This is a genomic window from Providencia sp. PROV150 (assembly GCF_028481025.1).
GTDB classification, from domain to species: Bacteria; Pseudomonadota; Gammaproteobacteria; order Enterobacterales; family Enterobacteriaceae; genus Providencia; species Providencia hangzhouensis.
The window spans coordinates 289,049-309,855 of record NZ_JAMPPJ010000001.1; the positions used below are offsets into that span (position 1 = coordinate 289,049).

Annotated in this window: 18 protein-coding genes; 13 read left to right on the forward strand and 5 right to left on the reverse strand. The window is 39.6% G+C overall.

The window, feature by feature from the left end; all coding sequences use genetic code 11:
* Nucleotides 1–6: 6 nt before the first annotated feature.
* Both pheT and ihfA read left to right on the forward strand, forming a co-directional pair.
* Nucleotides 7–2,394, forward strand: a complete 2,388-nt coding sequence (gene pheT / locus PSE83_RS01395) for a phenylalanine--tRNA ligase subunit beta (RefSeq protein ID WP_272660602.1) — start codon at nt 7–9, stop codon at nt 2,392–2,394.
* Nucleotides 2,395–2,398: 4 nt separating this feature from the next.
* Nucleotides 2,399–2,695: an integration host factor subunit alpha gene (gene ihfA, locus PSE83_RS01400; protein WP_004263721.1), complete on the forward strand. Its 297-nt coding sequence runs from the start codon at nt 2,399–2,401 to the stop codon at nt 2,693–2,695.
* Between the two features lie 63 nt (nt 2,696–2,758).
* On the opposite strand, the gene PSE83_RS01405 is transcribed toward ihfA, so the two are convergent.
* Nucleotides 2,759–3,808 (reverse strand): RhoGAP domain-containing protein, encoded by a 1,050-nt coding sequence (locus PSE83_RS01405; protein ID WP_036958661.1) that lies wholly within the window; start codon nt 3,806–3,808, stop codon nt 2,759–2,761.
* Between the two features lie 116 nt (nt 3,809–3,924).
* On the opposite strand from PSE83_RS01405, the gene btuC reads away from it, so the two are divergent.
* From btuC to PSE83_RS01460, 11 genes are all read left to right on the forward strand, one after another.
* On the forward strand, nt 3,925–4,926 hold the full coding sequence (btuC, locus tag PSE83_RS01410) for a vitamin B12 ABC transporter permease BtuC (RefSeq protein ID WP_164565337.1): 1,002 nt from the start codon (nt 3,925–3,927) through the stop codon (nt 4,924–4,926).
* A gap of 5 nt (nt 4,927–4,931) precedes the next feature.
* The gene (locus tag PSE83_RS01415) at nt 4,932–5,705 is read left to right on the forward strand and encodes a vitamin B12 ABC transporter ATP-binding protein BtuD (protein ID WP_232806354.1); all 774 of its coding nucleotides are present in this window, start codon (nt 4,932–4,934) and stop codon (nt 5,703–5,705) included.
* Between the two features lie 119 nt (nt 5,706–5,824).
* Nucleotides 5,825–6,970, forward strand: a complete 1,146-nt coding sequence (arnB, locus tag PSE83_RS01420; protein ID WP_136134753.1) for a UDP-4-amino-4-deoxy-L-arabinose aminotransferase — start codon at nt 5,825–5,827, stop codon at nt 6,968–6,970.
* A complete protein-coding gene (arnC, locus tag PSE83_RS01425; RefSeq protein WP_004263733.1) occupies nt 6,970–7,962 on the forward strand; it encodes an undecaprenyl-phosphate 4-deoxy-4-formamido-L-arabinose transferase in 993 nt (330 codons plus the stop codon). Before arnB ends, arnC begins: the two co-directional genes overlap by 1 nt.
* Nucleotides 7,962–9,947, forward strand: coding sequence for a bifunctional UDP-4-amino-4-deoxy-L-arabinose formyltransferase/UDP-glucuronic acid oxidase ArnA (arnA, locus tag PSE83_RS01430; protein WP_140170576.1), 1,986 nt, complete (start codon nt 7,962–7,964; stop codon nt 9,945–9,947). Before arnC ends, arnA begins: the two co-directional genes overlap by 1 nt.
* Entirely contained in the window at nt 9,947–10,840 is an 894-nt protein-coding gene (gene arnD, locus PSE83_RS01435; protein ID WP_004263737.1) for a 4-deoxy-4-formamido-L-arabinose-phosphoundecaprenol deformylase, read from the forward strand. Before arnA ends, arnD begins: the two co-directional genes overlap by 1 nt.
* Nucleotides 10,841–10,847: 7 nt before the next feature.
* Complete coding sequence (gene arnT, locus PSE83_RS01440) at nt 10,848–12,506, forward strand: lipid IV(A) 4-amino-4-deoxy-L-arabinosyltransferase (protein ID WP_004263740.1); 1,659 nt, start codon at nt 10,848–10,850, stop codon at nt 12,504–12,506.
* A complete protein-coding gene (arnE, locus tag PSE83_RS01445) occupies nt 12,503–12,850 on the forward strand; it encodes a 4-amino-4-deoxy-L-arabinose-phosphoundecaprenol flippase subunit ArnE (protein WP_004263742.1) in 348 nt (115 codons plus the stop codon). The genes arnT and arnE overlap by 4 nt, the downstream gene beginning before the upstream one ends.
* Nucleotides 12,847–13,254 (forward strand): 4-amino-4-deoxy-L-arabinose-phosphoundecaprenol flippase subunit ArnF, encoded by a 408-nt coding sequence (arnF, locus tag PSE83_RS01450; RefSeq protein WP_004263744.1) that lies wholly within the window; start codon nt 12,847–12,849, stop codon nt 13,252–13,254. The genes arnE and arnF overlap by 4 nt, the downstream gene beginning before the upstream one ends.
* An 82-nt stretch (nt 13,255–13,336) precedes the next feature.
* A complete protein-coding gene (locus PSE83_RS01455; protein WP_036958662.1) occupies nt 13,337–13,822 on the forward strand; it encodes a C40 family peptidase in 486 nt (161 codons plus the stop codon).
* A 63-nt stretch (nt 13,823–13,885) separates the two neighbouring features.
* The gene (locus PSE83_RS01460) at nt 13,886–14,902 is read left to right on the forward strand and encodes a lipoate--protein ligase A (RefSeq protein ID WP_004263748.1); all 1,017 of its coding nucleotides are present in this window, start codon (nt 13,886–13,888) and stop codon (nt 14,900–14,902) included.
* A 78-nt stretch (nt 14,903–14,980) separates the two neighbouring features.
* On the opposite strand, the gene PSE83_RS01465 is transcribed toward PSE83_RS01460, so the two are convergent.
* From PSE83_RS01465 to PSE83_RS01480, 4 genes are all read right to left on the reverse strand, one after another.
* A complete protein-coding gene (locus PSE83_RS01465; RefSeq protein WP_004263751.1) occupies nt 14,981–15,352 on the reverse strand; it encodes a helix-turn-helix domain-containing protein in 372 nt (123 codons plus the stop codon).
* A 617-nt stretch (nt 15,353–15,969) separates the two neighbouring features.
* The gene (locus PSE83_RS01470; protein ID WP_036958663.1) at nt 15,970–17,019 is read right to left on the reverse strand and encodes a hemin-degrading factor; all 1,050 of its coding nucleotides are present in this window, start codon (nt 17,017–17,019) and stop codon (nt 15,970–15,972) included.
* 115 nt (nt 17,020–17,134) lie between these two features.
* Nucleotides 17,135–19,279: a TonB-dependent receptor domain-containing protein gene (locus tag PSE83_RS01475; RefSeq protein WP_272660603.1), complete on the reverse strand. Its 2,145-nt coding sequence runs from the start codon at nt 19,277–19,279 to the stop codon at nt 17,135–17,137.
* A gap of 366 nt (nt 19,280–19,645) precedes the next feature.
* The gene (locus PSE83_RS01480; protein WP_272660604.1) at nt 19,646–20,695 is read right to left on the reverse strand and encodes a 3-deoxy-7-phosphoheptulonate synthase; all 1,050 of its coding nucleotides are present in this window, start codon (nt 20,693–20,695) and stop codon (nt 19,646–19,648) included.
* Between the last annotated feature and the right edge of the window lie 112 nt (nt 20,696–20,807).

The following is a 20,807-nucleotide window of genomic DNA, read 5'->3' on the forward strand; positions in this document are numbered from 1 at the left end:
TATCTCATGAAATTCAGTGAACTATGGTTACGCGAATGGGTAAACCCGGCGATCAGTAGTGAAGCATTATCCGACCAAATCACGATGGCGGGTTTGGAAGTTGATGGTGTAGATGCAGTTGCTGGCCAATTTCACGGCGTTGTTGTTGGTGAAGTGGTTGAGTGTGGTCAACACCCAAATGCAGACAAACTGCGCGTTACAAAAGTTAACGTAGGCGGTGAGCGTTTATTAGATATCGTCTGTGGTGCACCAAACTGCCGTCAAGGCCTAAAAGTTGCTGTTGCAACGGTTGGTGCGGTATTACCGGGTGATTTTAAAATTAAAGCGGCAAAACTACGTGGCGAACCTTCTGAAGGTATGCTGTGTTCTTATTCTGAACTGGGTATTTCTGATGACCACAGCGGAATTATTGAATTGCCGCAGGATGCCACTATCGGTACCGATATTCGTGAATATCTAAAGCTTGATGATAATGCGATTGAAATCAGCATTACACCTAACCGTGCAGATTGCTTAAGTATTCTTGGGGTTGCACGTGATGTCGCTGTTATTAATAAATTAGCGCTAAATGAGCCTGCTATTAATACAGTATCTGTGACCACAAAAGATACTTTCCCAATTCGAGTAGAAGCACCTAATGCCTGCCCACGTTTCTTAGGTCGTGTGATCAAAAATATTGATGTGTCAGCGCCAACGCCAATGTGGATGAAAGAAAAGTTGCGTCGTGGTGGCGTCCGTTCTATTGACGCGGTTGTGGATATTACCAACTACGTCTTATTAGAATTGGGTCAGCCTCAACACGCTTATGATCTAGACCGTTTAGATGGGGCTATTGTTGCTCGCATGGCAAAAGAAGGGGAGAAACTAGTTCTCCTTGATGGCAGTGAAGCAACGTTAAAATCAGACACATTAGTGATTGCTGATGAATCAAAAGCACTGGGGATTGCAGGTATTTTTGGCGGTGAACACTCAGGTGTTAATACGGAAACCAAAAATATTTTATTAGAGTGTGCATTCTTCGACCCATTATCGATCACAGGTCGTGCACGTAATTACGGTTTGCACACTGATGCATCTCACCGTTTTGAGCGTGGTGTTGACCCTCAATTACAGTTTAAAGCGATTGAACGTGCTACTGCGCTAATTGTTGAGATTTGTGGTGGTGAAGTCGGTGAAATTATTGATGTAACCAGTGAACAGCATTTACCAAAAGCCGCAAATATTAAACTGACACGCAATAAATTAGACCGTTTGATTGGTCACTTTATTGAAGATGAGTTAGTTACTGATATTTTGACGCGTTTAGGGTGCAAAGTCACGGTTTCTGCTAATACATGGGATGTTGTCGCCCCAAGTTGGCGCTTCGATATGCAAATCGAAGAAGACTTAGTGGAAGAAGTTGCTCGTGTATATGGTTATAACAGCATCCCTGATGTGCCATTACGTGCTGATTTGACCATGACTAACCACAAAGAAGCTAACTTACCTTTAAAACGTATTAAAGCAATGTTAGTTGACCGTGGTTACCAAGAAGCAATCACTTATAGTTTTGTTGACCCTAAAGTTCAAGCTTTACTGCACCCACAACAAGACGCGTTGCTTTTACCTAACCCTATTTCTGTTGATATGTCAGCGATGCGTTTATCGTTACTGACTGGTTTATTAGGAACGGTTGTCTATAATCAAAATCGTCAACAAAATAGAATTCGTTTATTTGAGACAGGTCTGCGCTTTATTCCTGATAATCAAGCAGAATATGGAATTCGCCAAGAACCTATGTTGGCAGGGGTCATTACAGGTAACAGATTTGAAGAACATTGGTCATTAGATAAACAAGTTGTTGACTTCTTTGACTTAAAAGGTGATCTTGAAGCTGTTTTTGAATTGACTGGGAAACTAAATCAAATTACATTTAAATCTGAGGCACATCCTGCATTGCATCCAGGTCAAAGTGCTGGGATTTATCTGGAAAATGAACACATTGGCTTTATTGGTGTAGTTCACCCAGAATTAGAACGCAAACTCGATTTAAATGGTCGTACGGTGGTGTTTGAGGTTCGTAGTGATGCGATAGCACAACGTGTCATCCCTGAAGCTAAGGCGATTTCGCGCTATCCATCGAACCGCCGTGACATCGCTGTTGTCGTGCCAGAAGATGTGGCTGCTGCTGAAGTTTTAGCAGAGTGTAAAAAAGTTGGCATAAATCATATAGTTGGCATAAACTTATTTGATGTGTACTGTGGTGAAGGAATAGCGGATGGCTATAAGAGCCTTGCTATCAGTCTTGTCTTCCAAGATACCCAGCGTACTATGGAAGAAGAAGAGATCACTGCTACCGTTGATCTGTGTATTGCTGCGTTAAAACAGCGATTCCAAGCCTCCTTGAGGGACTAAACCTATGGCGCTTACTAAAGCTGAAATGTCAGAAAATTTGTTTGAAAAACTGGGTGTTAGCAAACGTGATGCTAAAGACCTTGTCGAAACTTTCTTTGAAGAGGTTCGCCTTTCCTTAGAAAATGGTGAGCAAGTAAAATTATCTGGATTCGGTAACTTTGATTTACGTGATAAAAATCAACGTCCCGGACGTAACCCTAAAACTGGGGAAGATATTCCAATTACTGCCCGCCGTGTTGTTACCTTCCGCCCAGGCCAAAAATTAAAAAGCCGTGTAGAAAAAGCAACTCCGAAAGAGTAATTATATCGTTTGATATGAAAAAAGACCGCCTAGGCGGTCTTTGTTTTTACTAAAAGTGTAGAATTAGTATTTATTAGCCATATAAGTAGCAATAGCTTCAAAATAATGGGCAGACATATTTTCTCTTAAAATTATGTCTTCTGGTTTAGTGTTCTTTGAAAAGGTATTTGCAGGTATGAGTAGAGCTTTTGCTGCAATAGCGAGATTATGTGCAGACATTTTATTTTTGTCTGAGTTTTTTACTATCCCAGCAATTAGAGGGGCTAGTGTTTGAGCTAAGGGCGATTTCATTACTTCGCTGTGCTTTAATACCGAAACTTTCCATTGACTAGAATTTTCTGTGATCTCATCGAAAAGATAGCGAATTAGTTTTCTAGTATGTTCGTTACATCCACCTAAATCTTCTGCTTTTGAAACTTCTTGTTCGAATATCTGTGCTCTTTGTTGAGTGAAAGTGTTAAATTCTAACTTTTCAATTGAATCCAGTAACGCATTGTAATTTTCTGATTTTTCTGTGAATATTTCTCCTACTTTAACTTTCAACAGATTGAGGTAGTCTTCGTGATGTTGATTCATGAGCAAACTGATTCTATTTTCTTCTGAGGGAAAATTACTATTTACTTCAGAGCATAAAGATTTTAACGCCCCTGCTAAGCTACAAATATCTAAATCAGCTAAATTTGATTTATTAATATTATCTTTTATAAATTGCATGGCTGTTTCTTGACCTGGAATTCGAAAAATTCCTTCCGTTGATAGGGCGTTATTTTTTTCAATTAGAATTTTAACTAGTGTTTGTACACTAGGTAGTTTTGTTTCTAACAGAGAGACTTCATGTGGCGAGAGTGCGTTTCTGCTAACGGCATCAGAAATAATACTGTTTACTAATTTTTCTTGTTCTGTCAATGCTCTGAACTTTACATTTTCTACATTTATAGGTTCGAAATTGTGATTTGAGACGAAACCAAAGAAACTTTTGCAGCTATTTATTATTTTCTTTATGGACGCAAAAACCCCCTTTCTTTCGCTATATACAGTCTCTATTGGTTGGGCTGGTTGTAGGTTAAACGATTTAAGCCTAGGATGGAGATTTGTATTTGATTTAGTATTCATATAATTTCCTTTTAATGAGGTCGTTAAATTATGCAGGAGCATAAGATTATTGTTATCGCTTTGCTTACATAAAAAGCTATAATTTCCTGACTTAATGAAAAATAAGAAAAAATTCAATGGATCAGCAACTTGAAAATTTGCATCATCAACAGCGATGTTCCGACTTAAAGCTAATTACTCTATTGAGCGCTTTGCTGATTACTGCTGTGCTACTTTCTCTGTGTGCAGGTGAAGTGTGGTTACCACCAACACGATGGATGAGTGATGCAGGACACATGTTCGTGGGACAAATTCGTTTTCCCCGCACACTTGCGGTGATTGTTATTGGCGCAGCTCTTGCAGTCACAGGGGCTATCATGCAAGCCTTATTTGAAAACCCCTTGGCCGAGCCTGGCTTATTGGGGGTAAGTAACGGTGCAGGTGTTGCTGTGGTGCTGGCTGTATTATTGTCTTCAGGCGTGACGCACTATTGGCTATTAAGTATTAGCGCAATTATAGGAGCACTATTGTTTACCTCCATATTGCTCTATTTTGCTCGCCGTAAGAACTTGAGTAATTCAAGTTTATTGCTTGTTGGTGTTGCTCTAGGCGTGATTAGTGGTGCTTGTATGACATGGATGGTATATATGAGCAGCAACCTTGATTTACGACAGTTACTCTATTGGATGATGGGGAGTTTTAGTGGGGTTGATTGGCGACAATTTGGTCTTGTTATTGGTTGCTTGCCATTTTTAATTTGGGTGCTTTTCCAAGGAAATATACTGAATTACCTTTCATTAGGTACAGTACAAGCTTATCAATTAGGTATATCAATCCATAAATGGCGCGTTATATTGATTATTATTAGTGGTGTATTAATTGGCCTCAGCGTTGCTATTGCGGGGGCGATTAGCTTTATTGGCTTAGTTATTCCTCATATATTGAGATTAAGTGGTTTAACAGATAACCGCGTATTATTGGTTGGTTCTGCAGTGGCAGGGGCATTAGGGTTATTAACAGCAGATATTCTGTCTCGGTTATTAATCGCCAATGCGGAAGTTCCCATTGGTGTTATTACGGCAACCTTAGGGGCACCGATATTTATTTTCTTGTTAATCCGTCACCAACAATGGCGGTAAAAATGATGGAAAATAAATTAATTATTGATATTAAAAATATTACCATCGATACACGCTTGGTCAATGTTTCAGCTCAAGTGCTAGCTGGTGAACAAATTCATATATTGGGTGCCAATGGGGCCGGGAAAAGTACATTATTAGCTGCGATAAGCGGTTATTTGCCTGTAGGTGGCGATATTTTAATTGGTGGGCGAAGTATACGGCAATATCATATTGCTCAATTGAGCCAACAACGTGCTTATCTTTCACAATTAGTTAGTTACATTCCAATACTCAAAGTTTTTCAATATGTTGGCCTGTTTTCACCTAACACAGTGTTTTCTGCTGGTGTTTTTGAGCGTTTATGTAGCGATTTTCAACTAACATCATTATTAAGTAAACCTATTAACCAACTCTCGGGTGGTGAATGGCAAAGAGTCCGAATTGTAGCAGCATTTTTGCAGGTCTGGGATAAACAGCAATGCGAGGGGAAATTTATATTATTGGATGAGCCGACCAATAATTTAGATATTATTCAGCAAGCAATGCTTGATAAATGGATTAAATATTTTTGTGATTGCTTAGGAACCGTTATAATGAGTGGTCATGATCTTAGCCATTCGTATAAAAATGCATCTTGTATTTGGATGATAAAACAAGGACAGTTAGTCGCAGTAGGGAAACCAGAATGTATAATGACAGAAAAAAATTTATCTGACATATTTATGTCTGAAATTAAGTTAAGCCACAGTGCATCTCACCGGGTGTGGCAGGTTATAAATTTAACGGATAAGCAATAAGGTGTTTTTATCACTTATTTTTGCATGATAATCCCGCAATGTTTGCAGGTGTTGAGGTTCGGTTAAAGTATAATTAACTAGAATATTCTATTCACAATGAAAACTAGGCTATAAACAATATGAGCAATTTCTTACCATTTTCAAAACCGGCAATCGGTGATGAAGAGGTCAAGGCAGTTGAAAAAGTTCTGCGTTCAGGCTGGATAACTACAGGCCCACAGAATCATCAATTAGAAGAAGATTTTTGTAAGCGTTATGGCTGTAAGCATGCGATTGCACTTTCTTCTGCAACAGCGGGGATGCATGTTGTCTTAATGGCATTAGGTATTGGCCCTGGTGATGAAATTATTACACCATCACAAACATGGGTTTCTACGATTAACATGATTGAATTGCTTGGTGCAACCCCTGTGATGATTGATGTTGATCGTGACACATTAATGATCCAACCTGATGCCGTAGAAAAAGCGTTAACAGAAAAAACAAAGGCCATTATCCCAGTTCATTATGCGGGGGCTCCTTGTGATCTTGACGCATTGCGTTTGATTGCTCAAAAAGCCGGTGTAGCTTTAATTGAAGATGCAGCACATGCCGTGGGTACTCGTTATAAAGATGAGTGGATTGGCGAAAAGGGAACGTCTATTTTCTCTTTTCATGCCATCAAAAATGTCACCTGTGCGGAAGGGGGATTAGTCGCAACAGATGATGACAAGCTCGCTCAGCGTGTACGTACGCTTAAGTTTCACGGTCTAGGCGTTGATGCGTTTGATAGACAAATGCAAGGCCGTAAGCCGCAAGCAGAGGTTGTTGAACCTGGTTTTAAATATAATTTGTCTGATATCCATGCTGCAATAGCGGTTGTGCAATTATCTCGTGTCGAGCAGTTAAACCAGCGTCGTGCTGAACTGACGGCGCGTTATCGTGAATTGCTAAAAAAATCCCCATTACAGATGCTTACCGTACCTGATTACCCACATTTACATGCTAATCATTTATTCATGGTGCGTGTTGATAAAAAACAATGCGGTATTGACCGTGATACTTTCATGGAAAAATTGAAAGAGCACGATATTGGTACAGGGCTACATTTTCGTGCTGCCCACACACAAAAATATTATCGTGAAAAATATCCTGAATTAACCTTACCTGAATCAACATGGAATAGTGCGACATTATGTTCGCTACCATTATTCCCTGATATGACAGATGCAGATGTTGAGCGGGTTGTCAAAGCTGTAGAAGCAGTTCTTTTGGAGTCAAAATAGTGTCACACGCAGATGAATTTGATGAGATAAAAAAAGTCTCAGTGGTAATCCCTGTCTATAATGAAGAGCAGAGCTTACCGCAATTGCTAGAACGTACTATCAAGTCATGTAAACAATTAACTCAATCTTATGAATTAATTTTAGTTGATGATGGTAGTAGCGACCGTTCAGCGCAAATGCTTACAGAAGCAGCGGAAAATCCAGAAAACCATGTTATTGCAATTATTTTAAACCGTAATTATGGTCAGCATTCTGCTATTATGGCCGGTTTTAACCAAGCGGATGGCGATTTAGTCATTACTTTGGATGCGGATTTGCAAAACCCGCCAGAGGAAATCCCTCGTTTAGTGCAAACTGCGATGCAAGGTTATGATGTAGTTGGTACACGCCGTGCGAATCGCCAAGATTCTTGGTTTCGCAAAACAGCGTCTAAAATGATTAATGCGATGATCACCAAAGCAACAGGCCGCTCTATGGGTGACTATGGCTGTATGTTACGTGCGTATCGCCGTCATATTATTCAAGCTATGTTGCAATGTCATGAAAGAAGTACATTTATTCCTATTTTAGCAAATACATTTGCACGTAGAACCATTGAAATTGATGTAGCGCATGCAGAACGCGAGTTTGGTGATTCTAAATACAGCTTTATGAAGCTGATTAATTTAATGTATGACTTATTAACATGCCTGACTACGGCACCACTGCGTTTATTGAGTGTTGTCGGTAGTATTATCGCCGCTGGCGGTTTTTTATTAGCGGTATTGTTAATTGCATTGCGTTTAATTTTTGGCGCAGAGTGGGCCGCAGATGGCGTATTCACGCTGTTTGCAGTACTCTTTATGTTTATTGGTGCACAGTTTGTTGCCATGGGTTTATTGGGCGAATACATTGGTAGGATCTACAATGATGTGCGCGCGAGACCCCGTTATTTTATTCAAAAAGTCGTTGGAGCAGATGCGAAATCCGACAAAAATCAGGAAGAAGACTAATGAAAGCTATTGTTTTTGCCTATCATGATATTGGCTGCGTAGGGCTAAAAGCGCTTGAAAAAGCAGGTTTTGATATCCAAGCAGTGTTTACCCACACTGATGACCCAAATGAAAACCACTTTTACTCCTCTGTTGCGCGTTTAAGTGCTGACATGGAGCTTCCTGTTTTTGCGCCTGAAAACGTTAATCACCCATTGTGGATTGAACGTATTCGCGAAATGAAACCTGATGTGATTTTCTCCTTCTACTATCGTGATATGTTGAGTGAAGAGCTGTTAGCTATCGCGCCTAAAGGTGCGTTTAATCTACATGGTTCATTACTCCCTAAATATCGCGGTCGTGCGCCTATTAATTGGGCATTATTAAAAGGCGAAAGCGAAACAGGTGTAACCTTACATAAAATGGTAGCTAAAGCCGACGCTGGCGATATCATTGCTCAAGAAAAAGTGGTTATTACCGATACAGACACTAGCCTAACTTTACATGCAAAAGTCCGTGAAGCGGCGGAAGTTTTGCTGGATAAAACACTGCCATTAATCGAAGCTGGTAGCTACAAAGCCGTTGCACAAGACGAAAGTCAAGCAACGTACTTTGGTCGCCGTACCGCTGAAGATGGTTTGATTAATTGGAACGACAGTGCAAAAGACGTTAATTGCTTGATTCGTGCAGTGACTGAACCTTACCCAGGTGCGTTTACCTATTTAGGTGCACGCAAAATGGTTATTTGGCGCGCACGCGTTTTAGATGATAACCAAGGTAAACCAGCAGGTACGGTACTTTCGAGTGACCCACTGCGTATCGCTTGTGGTCAAGGTGCTATCGAAGTGATTAGCGGCCAAAGTGAGACGGGTTTATATATGCAAGGTAGCCGCCTTGCTAACGAAATGGGTATCGTGACAGATGTTCGTGTTGGTGCAAAACCAACGGCACAAGTAAAACGTCGTACACGTGTTCTGATCCTTGGTGTTAACGGCTTTATCGGTAACCACTTGACTGAGCGCCTGTTAAAAGACGGTAATTACGATATCTATGGTATGGATATCGGTTCTTCCGCAATTGAACGTTTTATTGGTAACCCACGTTTCCACTTTATTGAAGGTGACGTTAGCATCCATACAGAATGGATTGAATATCACATCAAAAAATGTGACGTTATTCTGCCTTTGGTTGCGATCGCGACGCCAATCGAATATACCCGTAACCCACTGCGTGTTTTCGAGTTAGACTTCGAAGAAAACTTAAAAGTTGTACGTTACTGTGTGAAATACAACAAACGCATCATTTTCCCATCAACTTCTGAAGTTTATGGTATGTGTGATGATAAAGAGTTTGATGAAGATGAATCACGCCTGATCGTAGGACCAATCAATAAACAACGTTGGATTTACTCAGTATCTAAACAATTACTTGACCGAGTGATTTGGGCATACGGTGCAAAAGAAGGTCTGAAGTTCACCTTATTCCGTCCATTTAACTGGATGGGACCACGTTTAGATAGCTTGAACTCTGCGCGTATTGGTAGTTCTCGTGCAATTACACAGTTGATCTTGAACTTGGTTGAAGGTTCTCCGATTAAACTGGTTGATGGTGGTGCACAAAAACGCTGTTTTACAGATATTAAAGACGGTATTGAAGCACTGTTCCGTATTATCGAAAATAAAGATGGTAAGTGTGACGGCCAAATCATCAATATCGGTAACCCAACGAATGAAGCCAGTATTCGTGAATTAGCGGAAATGTTGCTGGAAAGCTTCGAAAAACACCCACAACGTGGAAAATTCCCTCCATTTGCAGGTTTCCGTGAAATCGAAAGCAGCAGCTATTATGGCCAAGGGTATCAAGACGTTGAACACCGTAAACCAAGTGTTGAAAACGCACGTCGTTTACTGGACTGGGTTCCAACTATCGATATGAAAGATACCATTGAAGAAACATTAGATTTCTTCTTACAAGGTGCTGTTGAAGAGTTAGGTAATAAAGACTAATGAAAAAAGTTGGCTTGAGAATTGATGTGGATACCTACCAAGGTACATTAAAAGGGGTTCCACAGTTACTCAAAGTGCTCAAAGAGCATAATATTCAGGCCAGCTTTTTCTTCAGCGTAGGACCCGATAACATGGGGCGCCATTTATGGCGCCTTTTGCGTCCTAAATTTCTGTGGAAAATGCTTAGGTCTAATGCAGCATCCCTTTATGGGTTAGATATCTTATTAGCGGGCACAGCATGGCCGGGTAAAAAAATTGCTAAGGATTTAGGTTACTTGATGAAACAAACCTTGGATGCTGGCCATGAAGTTGGCTTACATGCATGGGATCATCAAGGCTGGCAGGCTAAGGTTGCGAAATGGAGCAAACCGCAACTGACTGAGCAGGTTAAGCTAGGTGTTGATGCATTGGAGCAAGCTATTGGGCATCGTGTGACTTGTTCAGCCGTAGCTGGTTGGCGAGGCGATGAGCGCGTATTGGAAGTTAAACAAACGTTTAACTTTGACTACAACAGTGATTGCCGTGGTAAATATCCATTTAGGCCAATTTTAGCGGATGGCTCATTAGGGACAGTTCAAATTCCTGTAACACTGCCGACTTACGATGAAGTTGTGGGAACAGTCGTGAGTGATGAGGCATTTAATGATTTTATTCTTCAAGCAATTAAAGAAGATCAAGGCATTCCAGTTTATACTATTCACACTGAAGTGGAAGGGATGTCTAAATCGGAACAATTTTCACAATTATTGGAACGAATTACACAAGAAGATATCCAATTCTGTACATTGAGTGAATTACTGCCAGACGATTTGAATTCATTGCCAAAAGGGCGTGTGGTGAGGGCACCATTCCCTGGGCGTGAAGGCTGGCTAGGCTGCCAAGAAGAGGAATAAGCAACCTATGTTGAATAACCGAGCGAGCAAAGTAGGAGCCTCTCTGCTGGCTCTTTTTTTTATCTTAACCTATTTATTGCCGTTGGATAGCCGTTTACTTTGGCAACCAGATGAAACACGATATGCGGAAATTAGCCGTGAAATGTTACAGCGTGGGGATTGGATTGTTCCTTACATGCTGGATGTACGTTATTTCGAAAAACCAGTAGCAGGTTACTGGATAAACAATATTAGCCAAATGATTTTTGGTGAAACTAATTTTGCTGTTCGCTTTGGTTCGGTTTTTTGTATTTTCCTCAGTGCATTACTTGTCTACCGTATGGCAAAAATGATGTGGCGTAATAACCACGTTGCTTATGTTGCTAGCCTCATTTATATCTCAATGTTCTTGGTATTCTCCATCGGAACTTACAGTGTACTCGACCCAATGTTGTCTTTATGGATAGCGGCAAGCATGTTCTGTTGCTTGTGGGCAATGAAATCGAGAGAAGTAAAATCTAAACTAGCGGCATGGCTTTGTCTTGGGCTGGCTTGTGGCATGGCATTTATGACTAAAGGCTTTTTAGCCCTTGCGATCCCCGTGATAGTCATGCTTCCTGTCACAATCTATCAAAAGCGGTTCCTTGAGTTACTAAAGTACGGGCCGCTTGCAATAATTTCGGCGGTTATTATCAGTTTGCCATGGGCTTTGGCGGTTGCAAAACAAGAACCAGACTATTGGCACTATTTCTTTTGGATTGAGCACATTAAGCGTTTCACAGCAGATGATGCGCAGCATATTGCACCGTTTTGGTATTATATTCCAATTATCATTCTTGGCGCTATTCCATGGGCAGGGCTGTTGCCAGGTGCGATAATGAAAGGCTGGAAAGAACGTAAATCTAGCCCCGATATGTTTTTCTTACTGTGCTGGTTTGTTGTTCCTGTTATCTTTTTCAGTATTTCCCGCGGTAAGTTACCAACGTATATGTTACCGTTTATGGCGCCATTGGCATTGCTTATGGCGAAGTATGGGGTTGATTGCGTTCGTAATGGTAAAATGAAAGCATTGAAAGCCAATGGGATCATTAATGTTGTATTAGGGATCGCTGCGGTTATAGCGGTAATTGTCGTGAGCACGGTGATCAAAAAACCGTTATACGAACCTGATGAATGGTCAAAAATGGTGTTAGGTGTCGTTGCATTTTCTATTTGGGCGATTATCGGTTACCTATGTACGGTATTAAATGCTAAATATTGGTTATGGGCAGCCTCGTGCTCTTTGGCCGTGAGTTTGTGTATTGGTAGTGCTCTGCCGAACAACACCATCGATTCTAAATTACCTCAAAACTTTATTCATCAAAATCATGATTTACTGATGAATAGCAAATATTTGATGGCAAGTAATGTTGGGGTCGCAGCAGGCCTTGCGTGGGAAACACAAAATTCCAATATCTATTTATACAATAGTAGTGGAGAGCTAAGTTACGGTTTGGAATACCCAGATAGCCAACATCGCTTAGTTAAACCGGATCAATTTGCACAGTGGCTAGAAAAAGCACGCAAAGAAGGGCAGGTAACTGTTGTCTTTTTATTAGGCCGTAAAGAAGGGTTACCGGATATTCCTAAGCCAGATGAAGTCATTAAAAATTCACGTATGGCGATTGTGGTTTACCATCAACAATGATTGCACAACTACTGCTGTTATTGCTGGTTAGCGTTTTGACCTGCGTTGGGCAAGTGGCTCAAAAGCAAGCCGTCGTCAATTGGCAGAGTAATAAAACCAATAAAACAGCATCAGCCTTTCGGTGGCTGGTGCTGGCGGTTTTTATGCTAGGCCTTGGCATGTTGTTTTGGTTGAAATTATTGGAAACCATGCCGCTGAGTATCGCTTATCCAATGTTAAGTATTAATTTTGTATTAATTACTTTAATTGGCCAGTTTGTTTATAAAGAGCAAACTGGGCTTAACCACTGGTTAGGGGTTGCTGCCATTATGTTTGGTATTTTGCTAATGAGTATCGGCGTATGAACAAGGGTTATTTGTGGGTGATTAGCAGTGCTTTATTAGTCACAGTCGCTCAACTGAGCTTAAAAGCCGGGGTAGTTGAACTACCCTCATTCACACTTGGCTGGCATTGGCTACAATTAGAGTGGTTACTCGCAAATATTACTAGCTTAGGAATTATTTTTTTAGGGTTAGTTTGTTATGCGTTATCGATGTTATGTTGGCTATTAGCTTTAAAACACATAGCATTGAATAAAGCTTATCCGCTTATTAGCTTAAGCTATGTTTTCGTTTATTTATTAGCAGTTTTCTTACCTTGGTTTAATGAACCTGCGACAGGACTAAAGGCCATTGGAATTGGCTTTATTTTATTAGGGGTATGGCTAATTAGCCGGCCCAATAAATCACCAAGTGATAGAACGGAATAATTTCTTAGTTGCTTATATTATAGTCTTCACGCACTATAATATAAGCAAGTTATCGCAATAAGATAGATAAATAAGGTGCTTTATGGTTATCAAAATACAACACCTACCACTATTATTGTGTTTAGTTTTAATTGGTTGTTCATCGACATCCGTTAAAAGAACGCCGCCGCCATTAAAAACACAATTATCAGACCCAATCATGACGATAGCGCAATTAAAAGACCAGCTAGAGCAGTGGTATGGTACGCCTTATCATTATGGTGGAATGAATCAAAATGGTGTGGATTGTTCCGGTTTTGTCTATCGCACATTTAACGACCGTTTTGCCATTCAGTTACCTCGAACAACAGTAGATCAAACTCAATTAGGCACACGGATTGATAAATCTGATTTGATGCCAGGGGATTTGGTGTTCTTTAAAACAGGTTCAGGGGAGAATGGATTGCATGTGGGGATTTACGATACCGATAATACATTCATTCACGCATCAACGAGTAAAGGGGTAATTCGTTCATCAATGGATAACGTTTATTGGCGAAAAGTGTTTTGGCAAGCAAGACGTATCTAAATTCACTATTTTATTCAGTGATTATGCTATCTTAAGGGCAAGTTTTGTTTTAAGGATAGCTCAATGTCAACAGTACGTTTACTCATCTCAGAATCCTACGACCCTTGGTTTAACCTTGCGGTTGAAGAAACTATTTTCCGACAAATGCCAACCGACCAACGTGTTATGTTTCTTTGGAGAAATGCGGATACCGTGGTCATAGGGCGCGCTCAGAATCCGTGGAAAGAATGTAATACACGGCGGATGGAAGAAGATAATGTTCGTTTAGCTCGGCGCAGTAGTGGTGGTGGTGCTGTCTTTCATGATCTAGGTAACACTTGTTTCACATTTATGGCGGGAAAGCCAGAATATGATAAAACAGTTTCTACACAAATCATTGTTGATGGATTAGCACAGGTCGGTATTAACGCACAAATTTCAGGTCGCAATGATTTGGTTTTAGATACAGAAAGTGGTCCGCGAAAAATATCCGGTTCTGCATACCGAGAAACGAAAGATAGAGGTTTTCACCATGGAACCTTGCTGATTAATGCAGATTTAAGTCGTTTAGCTAATTACCTGAATCCAGATCCTAAAAAATTACAGGCAAAAGGGATTACGTCAGTGCGTTCTCGTGTGGCTAACTTGTCTGAGCTTGTTCCTAATATTTCTCATGAAATTGTTTGTGAGGGAATAATTAAAAGTTTTTTTAATTACTTCGGTGAAACGGTCGAAGCGGAGTATATTTCCCCTGAAAAATTACCTGATTTGCCAAATTTTCCAGAAACTTTTGCTAAGCAAAGTAGTTGGGAATGGAATTTTGGGCAAGCACCAGCGTTTACTCACTATTCAGATACACGTTTTTCTTGGGGAGGAATTGAGTTTCATTTTGATATCGAAAAAGGCGTGATAAATCGCTGTCAGTTTTTTACAGATAGCTTAGACCCATCTCCTTTGGAGTGGTTAAGTGAGCAATTGACGGGTAAAACATATCAGACAGAAACAATACGTTCTTTAGGTAAACAAATGGCCGTAAAATGGCCTCAATTGCAGGAGCAGTTAGCTGATTTGGAAAACTGGCTAGTCCATGAATTAAGTTAAAAAAAGAGCCGACATAGTCGGCTCAGACATAGACTTCAAAATTGCAAATAACTAATAGGAAGGGATGTTCTAAAATAATCAGTTATGACAGCTACAAGTCATAAAGCTTTTGCATTCAGGTAATTCACCTGATTGGCGAAATTTTGCAGGCGTTGTATCAAAGTGCTTTTTAAAGATGCGGGTAAATGTCGCCTGTGAACTAAAGCCATATTGCAATGCGATATCAAGAATAGGTAAGTTGCCTTCACGTAATGATTTAGCTGCTTCTAATAAACGACGTTTACGGACGTATTCACCAAGCGTGCAGCCTTTCATTTCTTTGAAAACACGCTGTAAATGCCATTTTGAATAGCCGCTTTTATCGGCAATTGTGTCGATTTTGATGCCTTCATTGCGCTGCAACTGACTTTCAAGCCATTTAACAATATCGTTGACTACACTTTCTGACATATTTACCTCCTACTCAAGTAGGCTATTGTTCATTAATAACTAATAATAACTCACGAAATTAGGGTCTATTCTTCCTGTTTTTCCGATATATCGATAGGCTAAACGTGCGGTTTTTTAATGATAATAACTATCAGTACAATAGATGTTGAAAAAATTAACATTTTAAACATTCAATATTGTATGTTTAAAATTCTTTTAATTCAAGTGTCTATGTTGCCATGTCATTTTTTTAGGTAAGAAAAAGAGAAAATTTTCATTATATTCAAAAAAATTGTTCAAGCTATTCGAAATTATTAACCAAGTAAATAATTGAAATATTATTGCTTCATTTATAATCGTATTTCTATAACAATAAACAGGAAATTCCGAGGTAATTGTTATGATTGAAAGTGCTTGTAACTACAGTTTTCGTAGTATGAATAACTAATATATGCGGTAAGTTAAATACTTTATGCGAGAGATGGATGATTATTCTATTTCTATATCAAAAAGTGGCGTGAATTAATGAGGTAAAGGGTCTATGGCAATTTTCATGTCTAATTCAAACCACAATTTCTGATTGAAAAGTATTTAGAAAATTACCATGACAGATTATCTACTTTCTTATTATTCTTTTATTATATGCGAGATATCGAAAGAATTTGCTTGCTCCATTCTATTTGTTCGGGAGTGCCTTCAATACGCTGGCCATACATTTGAATAATTTGGTTACCTTGGGTATCAAAGACCTCAAGACTTGTCACAAAGCCATCTTTAGTTGGCTTACGTGTGACCCAGCACTCAGAAATGCCATTTTCAATGATATGAAGTTTAAAGTTTGTACTTGAAACATTTAACCAATCAGTTTGAGAACTTTCAACAGAGAGTGATGATAGTTCATTTATTTTTCCTGTAAATATTTGCACACACCCACGGTTTCCTACAAAGAGCATAACTTCATTTTTTGCATGGTATGCAAGAGAGAGTAATTCAGATAAAGCCGTAGTAGGGACTTGCCATGCTAATTCTTGGCTAACGACACGAAAAACTTGCTGACGACTTAAATTGTGTTTCTTTAATATACCAAAAAACTGATGAACATTGGTCATCTCACGCCATTGTTGCTCTAATTGAGAGGCGAGTTCTTCGCTAATTTTCTGTTCTGAAAATGGCGAAATTGTTTTAGGTTCGATAGGCGGATTCTCTAATGTGCTGTAGCGCTCTATCATGGCTTGCCAAGCAGCTATATCAGAGTTGTCGGTGGAAAAGATCTTGTGTAACGAATCACCATATTTATCGAAAAATTGAATACTGTGGCGAGTTCCCTCTGGCATTTTTTCAGTGAGTGCAAAAACTGAGCTCCACTGCGCAAAGAACATGCGTAAGTCTAATGCTTTAGGGTTTAGAAATAGCCCACCGTGGTTACTAAATTTTGGGTTATTGTATGCACCCGTTTGAATACTAACAGCGTACTGATTACGAGTGATCCCTATAGCTTTGCCTATTGTGGTTAAATCTTGCAAGATATCAATAGGTTTACTGACCAATCGTTGAACATTATCTTTACCGACACGACAATGAATTAGTTGGGCCTCCGATACGCCAAGTAAGGCCGCTATTTCTTGGGAGTGCTTATCAGAGTGCGTTTTCTTAGCTTGCAGGTAATCATTATAGAGGTTTGAATTCACAAATTTTTCCTTAATAAAATTAAAAGACATAGTGAAAAGTTATCAACTGATTTATTTTTTATACTGCTGATAAATTTAATAAAATCAGTTGATAACATGGTTTTTTACTACTTAACTACCAGTTGTAATTCATGTTGAGATAAAAGTTCCGACCTTCTTGGGGGACACCAGTGGAAGATAGATATAGCTTATCAAATGCATTTTTCATTGTGAGAGTCGAACTTAACCCTTTTATGAATTGATCTGCTTGGTAATTCACATAGAAATCATGAATGCTATAGCACGCATATTGAATGACTTCTTTATGATAGCGGTCTAAGCCCTTATCAGACCTGTGATGCCACTTTTTATATTTATCGTTACCTTGAAGTTGCGTTCTTGCAGAGAATTCCCCTATCCAACCTAGAGTAAAGCCAGTACTAGCAACCGGTACATTGAATCGAGCCGTTAGTGTTTCAGGGCGTATAGATGAAAGAGAATAATGTGAGCCGTCTTCTCTACCTGTGGTTTTATTGTGATTGATATTTAACTCAAACCACCGTGTTCTGTAGCTTATAAAGCTATCGATGCCATAAATGGATGCGCTGGGGATATTGATATAATAAAGTTCATCTGGGAACCATTGGCCATACCTTGGCGTATAAAGACCTTCAAGGGCAATATGGTTTTTAGCTTTGGTCTTAAAGTAGGTTGAACCGAATTGAAGGTCGCTATTATCAATAAATACCCCATCAAAACTGATTTTTATACCTGTTTCGAGGGTTCTATTCGTTTCTGGACGTAAATCAGGCGATGGACGAAAGTTCGAGGGAGTGCCAAAAAAGGGTATAGTGAAATGGTTTGAATTGTTATAAAGCTCGGACATACGTGGGGTACGGTATGCTTCAGCGTATGATGAGTAAAGATTGAGCCAATGGGTTGGAGTAATACTAACAGCCATACGGGATGACAAGTTGATATGTTTATTTTCAGGGAAATTATTCCTCGATGCACGGTATTGTGTAAAGCGCGTTCCAATTGATAAAGTTAACGGTAATTGATGCAATGTCATGTCATTGACTAACCAGCCAGACAGGTTATCAAGTTCTGCTGGTGGATAACTTATTGCATACTGATTTGACGTTTGCTTTTGCTGATAATATTCGAAACCACTTTGAATATGATGATTTACCCAGTTATACATAGGTAAAGTGAAGCTATTAGTAAATTTAGTCCCATAGGTATATTGATTTCGCGTTTCAGAGCCATACTCTTTTGGTTTGCTCTTGACCTTAACTGTATCAGTTTGATCTAAATATAAATCTGTATAATAAATATCCCACTGGGCTTGCCAATTTACCTCATTTTTGGGTGTAAAAAATTGGCTAATGGCAACATCTCGCTGATGGCTTTGTCTTTCATGCGGTGTATTTGGATATCTATTTTTTTCTGAAGGTTTAGCGGGTTGTTTTACCCCTAAACTGTTGTTGCGGTATTCTTTTAATTGTAACGTCAAGTTATATGAAGGGTGGGCAAGCCAGCTGCTTTTGAGCATCCAGTTGCTTAGCTGTTCAGTATTATCAACCTCTTCAAACTCGGGTGAGCCGAGTAGGTGCTTTTTACGTTGACTATAGGTAAACAGAGTATCCGTTGATTCAGTTCTGCCTAATAGCGTTGCACCTGCATAGTAACCGTGATCATTACGGTTAATACCGCTAAAGACCTGACCACCGATTTTTTGCCCTGGTTTTAATATGTCAGCTGCATTTATTGTTTTGAATGATACGACTCCGGCTAGCGCGCCGCCGCCATGATGTACAGATGATGCGCCTTTATGGACGTAGACTTTTTTTACTAAGGTGGGGTCAATAAATGTAGCTTCATATAAGCCGGAATAAAAGTCTTGGGTGATATTATCAACGGTGACTTTAACACCTCGTGAATCATAACCCCGCATTTGAATGCCCTGGCCATAAGTGCTATTAGAACCAGAAACAAATACTCCAGCTTGGCCTTTTAGTAAATCTAAGGCGGATGTCGCAGATTGATATTCAGGCGCTTTTGCATCAATTACATCGACTTGTTCTGCTACAGCGATATTTTCTAAACTAAGAGGTGAGGTCGAAACGTGAATAATGTCGCGGGTATTCGCTTTTGGAGTCGATAAGTTTTCACCTAAAGCGGTGTTGCTAAACCCGGTCATTACAACGGTGGCAGCAATAGCTGAGAGTGATATTTTATGATCTTGATGGATTGATGCAGGCATCGATTTAAACAGCATAGGAAATCCTTTCCTTTGGTTTCAGAATTTGCTGGCTGCCTGGATAAATAATCTGGGTGGCATGCAATAAATATTTATGTAACTCATTTATTTATTAGAACTATTTAGCCCTGTAATGTCGTAGCGAATAATGGGCTAGGCTACAGAAGTTCTAACGGATAAATTAGTTTGTAGTGAGAATTATTATCGTTGGCGCGAGGTGGGTCAAGGATTTTTTGGATTAAAATTCTGTATTTATTTTATTAATTAGATTATTATATTATTTAATTATGCATTAAATGATAATTATTTTTTTTGTAAATATAAAAGCCCTTTAGTTTCTATGTTCACTAAAGGGCTCATAATAAAAAATTGGAATGATTTGGCTTATTTAAAGCGTGACTCAACAGCTTGAGCAAGAATTTCAATAAGTTGTTCGGTATCTTCCCAGCCAAGACATGGGTCGGTAATAGATTGGCCATAAACTAACGGTTGGTCAGAAACCACTTTTTGTGTGCCTTCAACTAAGAAGCTTTCTGCCATCACTCCACTGATAGCGGTCGAGCCATCTTTTATTTGCTCCGCAATATCTCGTGCAACTTCGAGTTGGCGACGATGAATTTTTTGGCAATTACCATGGCTGAAATCGACCACTAAATGCTCTGGTAATTCAAATTTACGTAGTTTATCGCAAGCTGCGGCTAAGTCACCAGCTGTGTAATTAGGCTGTTTACCGCCACGCATAATGATATGGCCATGCGGGTTACCAGTGGTTTGGTAAATGGTCATTTGGCCATTCTTATCCGGCGATAAAAACATATGCTGCGCCTTTGCAGCTCTTATCGCATCAATAGCAATATTAATATTGCCGTCGGTGCCATTTTTGAAACCTACCGGACAGGACAATGCGGATGCCATTTCACGGTGAATTTGGCTTTCTGTTGTGCGAGCGCCAATTGCTCCCCAACTAATGAGATCGGCAATATATTGGCCCGTGACCATATCAAGGAATTCGGTTGCCGTGGCTAACCCTAATTGGTTAACTTCAATCAATAATTTACGAGCTAACCGGATACCAGTGTTGACTTGGCAAGAATTATCGAGGTTAGGATCAGAAATTAACCCTTTCCAACCAACGACAGTACGTGGTTTTTCAAAGTAAGTTCGCATGACGATTTCTAAATGGTCTTGATGACGTTCTCTTAACACATTTAGTCTTTTAGCGTATTCAATAGCGGCATCAATGTCATGAATGGAACAAGGGCCGACAATGACCAGTAAACGTGGGTCTTGGCCGGATAATATCTGTTCTATGCGTTTTCGTGACGCTGTCACGTTTTCAGCGACTTTTTGGGAAATAGGAAACTCATCAGCAAGAGTTTGTGGGGTAATTAAACTGTCCACTCTCGCAGTACGTAATTCATCAGTTTTGTGCATTTTCTTTCTCAAAGAACTTTAATAGGCGTATGCCCTATAAGTGATTAAGATCACAATAAACGAATATGGCTTAATTTCAACCTCCAACTTAGCAGGAATGAATATTTTTTTT

Bases quoted from the DNA above. Each gene is read 5' to 3' on its own strand.
- pheT (WP_272660602.1), top strand. From the start codon at position 7: ATGAAATTCAGTGAACTATGGTTACGCGAATGGGTAAACCCGGCGATC.
- ihfA (WP_004263721.1), top strand. From the start codon at position 2,399: ATGGCGCTTACTAAAGCTGAAATGTCAGAAAATTTGTTTGAAAAACTG.
- PSE83_RS01405 (WP_036958661.1), bottom strand. From the start codon at position 3,808: ATGAATACTAAATCAAATACAAATCTCCATCCTAGGCTTAAATCGTTT.
- btuC (WP_164565337.1), top strand. From the start codon at position 3,925: ATGGATCAGCAACTTGAAAATTTGCATCATCAACAGCGATGTTCCGAC.
- PSE83_RS01415 (WP_232806354.1), top strand. From the start codon at position 4,932: ATGGAAAATAAATTAATTATTGATATTAAAAATATTACCATCGATACA.
- arnB (WP_136134753.1), top strand. From the start codon at position 5,825: ATGAGCAATTTCTTACCATTTTCAAAACCGGCAATCGGTGATGAAGAG.
- arnA (WP_140170576.1), top strand. From the start codon at position 7,962: ATGAAAGCTATTGTTTTTGCCTATCATGATATTGGCTGCGTAGGGCTA.
- arnD (WP_004263737.1), top strand. From the start codon at position 9,947: ATGAAAAAAGTTGGCTTGAGAATTGATGTGGATACCTACCAAGGTACA.
- arnT (WP_004263740.1), top strand. From the start codon at position 10,848: ATGTTGAATAACCGAGCGAGCAAAGTAGGAGCCTCTCTGCTGGCTCTT.
- arnE (WP_004263742.1), top strand. From the start codon at position 12,503: ATGATTGCACAACTACTGCTGTTATTGCTGGTTAGCGTTTTGACCTGC.
- arnF (WP_004263744.1), top strand. From the start codon at position 12,847: ATGAACAAGGGTTATTTGTGGGTGATTAGCAGTGCTTTATTAGTCACA.
- PSE83_RS01455 (WP_036958662.1), top strand. From the start codon at position 13,337: ATGGTTATCAAAATACAACACCTACCACTATTATTGTGTTTAGTTTTA.
- PSE83_RS01460 (WP_004263748.1), top strand. From the start codon at position 13,886: ATGTCAACAGTACGTTTACTCATCTCAGAATCCTACGACCCTTGGTTT.
- PSE83_RS01465 (WP_004263751.1), bottom strand. From the start codon at position 15,352: ATGTCAGAAAGTGTAGTCAACGATATTGTTAAATGGCTTGAAAGTCAG.
- PSE83_RS01475 (WP_272660603.1), bottom strand. From the start codon at position 19,279: ATGCTGTTTAAATCGATGCCTGCATCAATCCATCAAGATCATAAAATA.
- PSE83_RS01480 (WP_272660604.1), bottom strand. From the start codon at position 20,695: ATGCACAAAACTGATGAATTACGTACTGCGAGAGTGGACAGTTTAATT.